The following is a 7877-nucleotide window of genomic DNA, read 5'->3' as shown; positions in this document are numbered from 1 at the left end:
ATTCAGGAGGTGCTGGAACAGCGCCACGATCTGGTGGTCAAGGCCACTCACCATCACAGCTTCCTGCAAACCTTCATCTTTACCCCCACCGACTGGCACCTGCTGCGCAAATGCCCCTGTCCGGTGCTGCTGGTCAAGGAGGGTCACTGGCAACGGGGCGGCAACATCATCGCCGCCATCAACTGCTCAAGCGACGATCCGGATCAGAAACTGCTCAACGAACGGATCACTCAGGAGGGAAGCGACATCGCCGAGCTGCTGGGCTCCAACCTCTATCTGGTCAACACCTACCCGGGCACCCCGGTCAACGTGGCCATCGAGCTGCCGGAGTTTGACCCCAATGCTTACAACGAAGCTATCCGCAAACACCACGAAAGCCTGCTGCTAAGCCATGCCGACAAGTTCGGGATTGGTCATCTCTGGACCCGGGTAGCAGAGGGGCTACCGGAAGAGGTGCTGCCGGATATGGCCGAAGAGCTCAAGGCGACCCTGATGATCATGGGTTGCGTCGGGCGCACCGGGCTTTCTGCTGCTTTGCTCGGCAATACCGCCGAACATGTGATTGATCGCCTCTCCTGCGACATCCTGATCCTCAAACCGGCGGACTACAGCTGCCCGGTCGACAGTCGTCGCCATCAATCATAAGGTGCCTGGCACCTTGCCCTCCCCCGGGACATGGCTATAATAACGCGCTTATTTGTGTCCCGGGTTTTACGAGCATGCTAGAAGAGCTGAACGCCAAAGATAAATACAGTTTTAACAAACTGCAGAAGCGCCTGCGGCGCAACGTGGGTCAGGCCATTGCCGACTTCAACATGATTGAAGAGGGCGACAAGGTCATGGTCTGCCTCTCCGGCGGCAAGGACAGCTTCGGTATGCTCGACATACTGATGAGCCTCAAAGCCAGCGCCCCCATCCATTTCGATCTGGTTGCCGTCAATCTGGATCAGAAGCAGCCCGGTTTCCCCGAGCATGTGCTGCCTGAATACCTCGCCTCACTCGGTATCGAGTACAAGATCGTCGAGGAAGATACCTATTCCATCGTCAAGGAGAAGGTACCGGAAGGCAAAACCACCTGTTCCCTCTGCTCACGACTGCGCCGCGGTATTCTCTACCGTACCGCCCAGGAGCTGGGTTGCACCAAGATTGCCCTTGGCCACCACCGCGACGACATCCTCGAGACCCTGTTCCTCAACATGTTCTACGGTGGCAAGCTCAAGTCCATGCCGCCCAAGCTGGTGAGCGACGATGGCAAGAACGTGGTGATCCGCCCGCTGGCCTACTGCAAAGAGAAAGATCTGGTGCGCTATGCCGAGGTGAAAGCCTTCCCCATCATTCCGTGCAACCTGTGCGGCTCGCAGGAGAACCTGCAGCGTCAGGCCATCAAGCAGATGATGCAGGATTGGGATCGCCGCTTCCCCGGTCGTATCGAAACCATGTTCACCGCCATTCAGGACGTGATCCCGAGCCACCTGCTCGATCACAAGCTATTTGACTTCAAGAGCATCAACCGCGACTCCGGCATCATCGATGGCGGCGACAAGGCGTTTGATCCGCCCGAGATGCCAAAAGCCCCGCTGCTGGACATCGACGAGATGGACATGCTGGATGTAATTGAAGTGCGCTAAACCGCCGTCACAGGGCAAATGCCACGCAATAAAAAGGAGCGATAATCGCTCCTTTTTTGCTTTCTTGATCGGCCTGTCACTGAGGCGACAGCGCCACCGGCCTCACCCTTTGTTCAGCCAGGGGGTCAGCCGCAGCACGTCACCCTGCAGGCGCAGTTGCCCAGCGGCGAACGCGGCCAGCTGCTCGTTGCTCAGCAGCAGATGGCCTTCCTGCCAGGGCAGCGCCTCCTGACGGGCGCCATCAATCAGATAAGCGGTGCCGCTCTGCTGCACCAGGGTAATGCGCACCCCTTCCATCTTCGGCAGGAAGTGCTTGCCGACCATGCCCGCCATCTTGTCGAGCAGCGACTGCATCTGCTGCTGACGCGCCGCCAGCTCCGCCAGCGGCAGCTCGGGCCCGCTCGGCGCATCCGCCATCACCTGCACCGCCATATCGCAGGTGGCGTGGGGCTCTTTGAGCGTGACCTGCACCATCCCTTTGTCGAGGTTGAGATCATCATCGAACGGCAGTCGCAATTCGCTGTCCACCGTCACCTCGGCGGCGACCTCCTTGTCCTGTGTCGATACCCGCGCAGCGACCAGGCCGCAGCGCTGACCATTTTGCGGATCGGTCAGATAAAACCCCAGTCGGGCGTGACCAAACTCCCCTTTGGCAAAGGTCTTCATCTGTCTGTAGAAGGTGCTGTATTGCAGATCCAGCACCGGCTCTGCCAGCGCCAGTCCTGGCAGCAAGAGAGTGGCTAGCAAGCTCTGGCGCAAGGCCTTGGTCACTCCATATCGACGGGTCATTCAACATCCTTTTGCATCATGCATTGAAATGGTTGGGGCCTTCTGTCACCTCGTTCACCTCTACCCCCACCCCGCAGAGATCCCGATAGAGGATCCCCTTGCAGTTGAAATAGAGCGGTGCCACCCAGATAAGCCCCAACCCCATGGGGATCAGAGCCAGGAAGAAGAGCGCAGTCATCACGCCGTGGAACAGCACAATGCTGGGCCAGCCGCGCGCAAAGAGCTTGAGAGAGACCAAAATGGCCTGAGGCGGCGTCAAGCCGCGCTCCAGCACCAGTGGGACGGTAAAGAGCAGCCCCATGCCGATCAGGGCCGAGGGAATGAAAGAGAGCACGGCGGGCAATCCCACCAGATCGAACAGCGGGCCAAACAGGCTGGTGAGCAGACTGCCAAGCAGGCTCAGCATGCCGAGGCGCACAAAATGGCGGAAGAAGTCGAACACCTGGTTTGCCCGGGCGCGCACCCCGACCGACTGCTGCAATCCCAGCATATCGAGGGAGCTGGTCATGGGGGCCATCACCACCGTCATCAGCAGGCTCAGCACCATGGCCACATTCATCTGGTTGTCGTCCCCCAGATAGGGCAACAGCAGCACATTGCTGAGCAGGATCCAGATCGCCGTCACCCCGACAATCGCCAGCAGCAGGCCAAATCCGGTACGGCGGGTCTGTTGCCATCCCTCCTGGATGACCCCTTTCAGATCAAGGCGGTAGCCCTGGTTCAGAGACTGCTCAAGGGAGCCGCCAATACGCATTTTATTACTCAATTGACTATCCAATATCGAAAACGACCAAATCAGGTGGCACATTATAGCGATTTGGCCTGCTATTCGTAGTCGTTTTTCCTGACCACTTGCGGCCAAAAAGCCTTTAATTTCATGGATTGGCTGCATAGAATGCGGCCCTCTTTCAACACGATGGCCACTGGCTGGGGTGAGACTGGCGGATGATGAACAATCCACAGGTAATTGTCGCGCTGAACAAGATCAGCAAAAAATACGATGGCAAGGTGATCCTGAGTGACCTTGACCTGGAAATCTACGATGGTGAATTTCTTACCCTGCTGGGCCCCTCCGGCTGCGGCAAGACCACCCTGCTGCGCCTCTTGGCCGGGCTCGAATCGGTCGATGGTGGCACCATCCATCTGGCCGGTGACGAGATCACCCATATCCCCGCCGAACACAGGCACATCAACACCGTGTTCCAGAGCTATGCGCTCTTCCCCCATATGACGGTGTTTGAAAACGTCGCCTTTGGCCTCGAGATGCAGAAGGTAGCGGCCAGCGAGATCCGCCAGCGGGTCGAGGAGACTCTCGCCATGGTGCAGCTCACCGAGTTGGCCAACCGCCGCCCGGATCAGCTCTCCGGCGGCCAGCAACAACGGGTCGCCATCGCCCGCGCAGTGGTCAACAAGCCGCGCCTGCTGCTGCTCGACGAATCCCTCTCGGCGCTCGACTACAAGCTGCGCAAGCAGATGCAGAGCGAGCTCAAGGCGCTGCAGCGTCGCCTTGGCATCACCTTTGTCTTCGTCACCCATGATCAGGAAGAGGCGCTCACCATGTCTGATCGCATCCTGGTGATGGAGGGCGGCAAGATCATCCAGCGCGGCACCCCGCGCGATATCTACGAATCGCCAGCCAATCTGTTCGTGGCCCGCTTTATCGGCGAGATCAACGTGATGGATGGCAAGCTGATCAGCCAGCGCGCACCCGGTATCTGGCAGGCCGAGGTAGAGGGGCGCGAATGCCTGCTTCATACCACCTTGCCGTTCCAACCAGACGACAAGGTGCTGGTGCTGCTGCGCCCGGAAGATCTGCGCATTCTCGATCAGGATGATGATCAGAGCGGCGCGCTGCGGGGCAATATCCGCGAGCGCAACTACAAGGGGGCGACGCTGGATTCGGTGATCGAGCTCGAAAGTGGCAAACAGCTGCTTATCTCCGAGTTCTTCGACGAAGATGACCCCGATTTTGACTACCGTCTGGGTCAGGAGGTGGCGATCCACTGGGTCGACAGCTGGGAGGTGGTGCTGCCCTATGAGCCTCACTAATCTGCGGGTACCGCACAGCTTTGCCCACAACGGCTTTCGCAACACGGCCATCGCGCTGATCCTCGGCTGGCTGACGCTGTTTGTCTTCCTGCCCAATCTGATGATCATCGGCGTCAGCTTCCTGACCCGGGATGAATCCGAGCTTATCGCGCCGCTCTTTACCCTGAGCAACTATGGCCGCTTGCTGGACCCGCTCTATTTCGAGGTGTTGCTCCACTCTCTCTGGCTGGCTCTGCTCGCCACCGCCATCTGCCTGCTGGTGGGCTACCCCTTTGCCTGGCTGCTGGCTCATCTGCCAGCGCGTATCCGCCCGCTGCTGCTGTTTCTGGTGGTGGTGCCGTTTTGGACCAACTCCCTGATCCGCACCTATGCGCTGAAAGTGCTGCTCGGCACCCGGGGGCTGATCAATGGCTGGCTGCTGGATCTGGGGATCATCGAGCGGCCGCTGCAGATGATGTATACCGAGGTGGCCGTCATCATCGGGCTGGTCTATGTGCTGCTCCCCTTTATGGTGCTGCCGCTCTACTCCAGCATCGAGAAGCTGGATGGCCGTTTGCTGGAGGCGGCGCGTGATCTTGGCGCCAACGGCTGGCAGCGGCTGGTGCGGATCATTCTGCCGCTCACTCTGCCCGGCATCATCGCCGGTTGTCTGCTGGTGTTCCTGCCCGCCATGGGGATGTTCTATGTCTCCGACTTGCTGGGTGGCGCCAAGCACCTGCTGATCGGCAACCTGATCAAGACCCAGTTCCTCAACAGCCGTGACTGGCCCTTTGGCGCCGCCATCAGCGTGATGCTGACGGTGCTGATGGCGCTCTTGGTCTACTGCTACTGGCGGGCGGGCAAGCTATTGAGCAAGAAGGGGGAGCTGGCATGATGCGCGCACTGAAAGCTCTGTTCCTGCTGCTGGTGTTTGGCTATCTCTATGTGCCCATCGGGGTGCTGATCGCCAACTCCTTCAACCTGTCGAAATATGGCATCGACTGGCGCGGCTTTACCCTTGGCTGGTATGAGAAGCTGTTTGCCAGCGCCAGCCTGATGCAGGCGGCCCAGCACTCCCTGACCATCGCTGCCCTCACCGCCACAGCAGCCACCCTGATCGGTACTCTCACCGCCGTGGCGCTGTTTCGCTACCGCTTTCGCGGCAAACAGTATGTGAGCGGCATGCTGTTCGTGGTGATGATGTCCCCCGATATCGTGATGGCCATTTCGCTCCTGACCCTGTTTCTGGTGACCGGCATTGCACTGGGTTTCTGGTCCCTGCTCATCGCTCACATCACCTTCTGCCTGCCCTTCGTGGTGATCACCGTCTACTCGCGGCTGTGCGGTTTTGATGTGCGGATGCTGGAGGCGGCACGGGATCTGGGGGCTGGCGAGTGGATCATCCTGCGCCGCATCATACTGCCGCTGGCCCTGCCGGCTGTGATGGCGGGCTGGCTGCTCTCCTTTACTCTGTCGCTGGACGACGTGGTGGTGAGCTCCTTTGTTACCGGCCCGGCCTACGAGATCCTGCCGCTCAAGATCTACTCCATGGTCAAGGTGGGCGTCTCTCCCGAGGTCAACGCCCTGGCCACCCTGATGCTGGTCGCCTCCCTCGGGATGGTGCTGCTGGCGCAACTGTTACTGCGCAAACGGCAGGGTTGACCCTGCCCGTTTCGTCCCCGCCATCTTTGGCGAACTCTGTCACGGTGGGCCGCAAGGCCCCATAACCCCAAGGAGTTGTTGATGACAATCCAACACAAGGCCGGCGCCCTGCTGGCAGCCGCCCTCACCCTTACCACCCCGCTGCTGAGCCAGAGTGCTCACGCGGCCGACGACAAGGTGGTCTACTTCTACAACTGGTCGGAATATGTGCCGGACGGCCTGCTGGAGCAGTTCCAGCAAGAGACCGGCATCAAGGTGATCTACTCCACCTACGAAGCCAACGAGACCCTCTACGCCAAGCTGAAAACCCATGGCGACGGCTATGACGTGGTGGTGCCCAGCACCTACTTCATCTCGAAAATGGCCAAAGAGGGGATGCTGCAGCCGCTGGATCGCGCCCAACTGCCCAACTTCAAGCACCTCGACCCTACCCTGCTCAACCACGAGTACGACCCGGACAACCGCTACTCCATCCCCTATATCTGGGGCGCGACCGGGATCGGCACCAACACCGACATCATCGAGCAACCGGTTACCAGCTGGAAGCAGCTCTGGGCACCGGAGTGGAAAGAGAGCCTGCTGCTGATGGACGATGCCCGCGAGGTGTTCCATATCGCGCTGGTGCAACTGGGCTACAGCCCCAACACCCAAGACAAGGCGCAAATTGCCGAAGCGTTCGAATACCTGAAAAAGCTGATGCCCAACGTCAAGGCATTCAACTCCGACAACCCGGCCGACCCCTTTATCGCCGGTGAGGTCAATATCGGCATGCTGTGGAACGGCTCGGCCTACGGCGCCCAGCGCGAATACCCCTCCATCCAGATGACCTACCCCGCAGAGGGGGCGGTACTCTGGATGGACAACCTCGCCATCCCGGCCAAGGCCAAGCATGTGCAAGAGGCCCACGCCCTGATCAACTTCCTGATGCGCCCCGATGTGGCCGCCAAGGTGGCCGAGGCAATTGGCTACCCCACCCCGGTCAAGGATGCCATTCCCCTGCTCACCCCGGCGTTTCGCAACAACCCCATGGTCTTCCCGAGCGACGAGATCAAGCGTAAGGGCGAATTCCAGTCCGATGTGGGAGATGCCTCCCGTCTCTACGAGCAGTACTTCCTGCAGCTTAAAGCCATGGTGGCCAAGGCGGGTTAAGTCGGATTTTAAGCGACCCTTATAGGGTCAATTGATGAAGGGGGCAAACGCCCCCTTTGTCGTCTTTTGTCGTCTTTCGGGTCTGCGACGGCTAACCACAACGGCACACCGATCCGATCGACATATGGCGCACCTCGTGCCGAACGCACATCAACGCCCAAGAATGTTCATATTTGTGTATATATGTATAGATGTGTACATGCATGCACATTTCTTCTACACTCAACTAAAGTTAACATTTCACGCGCCAGACAGCTGTCTGGCGCTGACTACATAAGGAGGACATATGGCCAATACTGCAAAAAAAGCCCTGAAAAATGGCGCCATTGACCCCAGCAAGGCACTGCCTGTGGTATTCCGTATTCTGGATAAATGGCACTGCAATACGGATGAACAGCTGAAACTTCTTGGCATTTCATCCCGTTCAACATTGAACAAATACAAGGAGTCAAACGGCGGGATCCGTCTGACCGTGGATATGCAAGAACGAATGAGCTACATCCTCAATATCCACAAGTGTCTGAGGATGCTGTTCAGTGCCGACGACAGCATCTACGGCTGGGTGCGTAAACCCAACAGCCACCCCTTCTTTGCCGGGCGCAGCGCGATGGACATTATGAA

Annotated in this window: 9 protein-coding genes; 7 read left to right on the top strand and 2 right to left on the bottom strand. The window is 58.9% G+C overall.

Annotation, left to right across the window (positions count from 1 at the left end):
* Together uspE and ttcA are read left to right on the top strand one after the other, a co-directional pair.
* Positions 1–645, top strand: a 645-nt coding sequence (gene uspE / locus LD28_RS0111165) for a universal stress protein UspE (RefSeq protein ID WP_033137044.1), incomplete at its 5' end; no start/stop codon positions are given.
* A 74-nt stretch (positions 646–719) separates the two neighbouring features.
* Entirely contained in the window at positions 720–1628 is a 909-nt protein-coding gene (gene ttcA, locus LD28_RS0111160) for a tRNA 2-thiocytidine(32) synthetase TtcA (protein ID WP_033137043.1), read from the top strand.
* A gap of 102 nt (positions 1629–1730) precedes the next feature.
* Here ttcA and LD28_RS0111155 read toward each other — a convergent pair whose 3' ends face one another.
* Together LD28_RS0111155 and LD28_RS0111150 are read right to left on the bottom strand one after the other, a co-directional pair.
* Positions 1731–2417 (bottom strand): DUF2987 domain-containing protein, encoded by a 687-nt coding sequence (locus tag LD28_RS0111155; RefSeq protein WP_033137042.1) that lies wholly within the window; start codon positions 2415–2417, stop codon positions 1731–1733.
* 16 nt (positions 2418–2433) lie between these two features.
* On the bottom strand, positions 2434–3171 hold the full coding sequence (locus LD28_RS0111150) for a DUF2189 domain-containing protein (RefSeq protein WP_033137041.1): 738 nt from the start codon (positions 3169–3171) through the stop codon (positions 2434–2436).
* A gap of 191 nt (positions 3172–3362) precedes the next feature.
* Between LD28_RS0111150 and potA the strand changes: the two genes are divergently transcribed.
* From potA to LD28_RS0111125, 5 genes are all read left to right on the top strand, one after another.
* A complete protein-coding gene (gene potA / locus LD28_RS0111145; RefSeq protein ID WP_033137040.1) occupies positions 3363–4466 on the top strand; it encodes a spermidine/putrescine ABC transporter ATP-binding protein PotA in 1104 nt (367 codons plus the stop codon).
* The gene (gene potB / locus LD28_RS0111140; protein WP_050514308.1) at positions 4453–5340 is read left to right on the top strand and encodes a spermidine/putrescine ABC transporter permease PotB; all 888 of its coding nucleotides are present in this window, start codon (positions 4453–4455) and stop codon (positions 5338–5340) included. The genes potA and potB overlap by 14 nt, the downstream gene beginning before the upstream one ends.
* Positions 5337–6107: a spermidine/putrescine ABC transporter permease PotC gene (gene potC / locus LD28_RS0111135; RefSeq protein WP_033137039.1), complete on the top strand. Its 771-nt coding sequence runs from the start codon at positions 5337–5339 to the stop codon at positions 6105–6107. The genes potB and potC overlap by 4 nt, the downstream gene beginning before the upstream one ends.
* Before the next feature lie 81 nt (positions 6108–6188).
* Positions 6189–7256 carry an extracellular solute-binding protein gene (locus LD28_RS0111130; protein WP_033137038.1) on the top strand — a complete coding sequence of 356 codons (1068 nt, stop codon included), beginning with the start codon at positions 6189–6191 and terminating at the stop codon, positions 7254–7256.
* Positions 7257–7542: 286 nt separating this feature from the next.
* A partial coding sequence (locus tag LD28_RS0111125) for an antitoxin Xre-like helix-turn-helix domain-containing protein (RefSeq protein WP_033137037.1) occupies positions 7543–7877 on the top strand: 335 nt, incomplete at its 3' end.

It is taken from the genome of Aeromonas finlandensis (assembly GCF_000764645.1).
GTDB classification, from domain to species: Bacteria; Pseudomonadota; Gammaproteobacteria; order Enterobacterales; family Aeromonadaceae; genus Aeromonas; species Aeromonas finlandensis.
The sequence above is the reverse complement of the archived record's forward strand: the minus strand, read 5'-3'. Positions and strand labels throughout refer to the sequence as shown.

Excerpts from the sequence above, each read along its gene's own strand:
- ttcA (WP_033137043.1), top strand. The coding sequence starts at position 720 with ATGCTAGAAGAGCTGAACGCCAAAGATAAATACAGTTTTAACAAACTG.
- potC (WP_033137039.1), top strand. The coding sequence starts at position 5,337 with ATGATGCGCGCACTGAAAGCTCTGTTCCTGCTGCTGGTGTTTGGCTAT.
- potA (WP_033137040.1), top strand. The coding sequence starts at position 3,363 with ATGATGAACAATCCACAGGTAATTGTCGCGCTGAACAAGATCAGCAAA.
- potB (WP_050514308.1), top strand. The coding sequence starts at position 4,453 with ATGAGCCTCACTAATCTGCGGGTACCGCACAGCTTTGCCCACAACGGC.
- LD28_RS0111150 (WP_033137041.1), bottom strand. The coding sequence starts at position 3,171 with ATGCGTATTGGCGGCTCCCTTGAGCAGTCTCTGAACCAGGGCTACCGC.
- LD28_RS0111130 (WP_033137038.1), top strand. The coding sequence starts at position 6,189 with ATGACAATCCAACACAAGGCCGGCGCCCTGCTGGCAGCCGCCCTCACC.
- LD28_RS0111155 (WP_033137042.1), bottom strand. The coding sequence starts at position 2,417 with ATGACCCGTCGATATGGAGTGACCAAGGCCTTGCGCCAGAGCTTGCTA.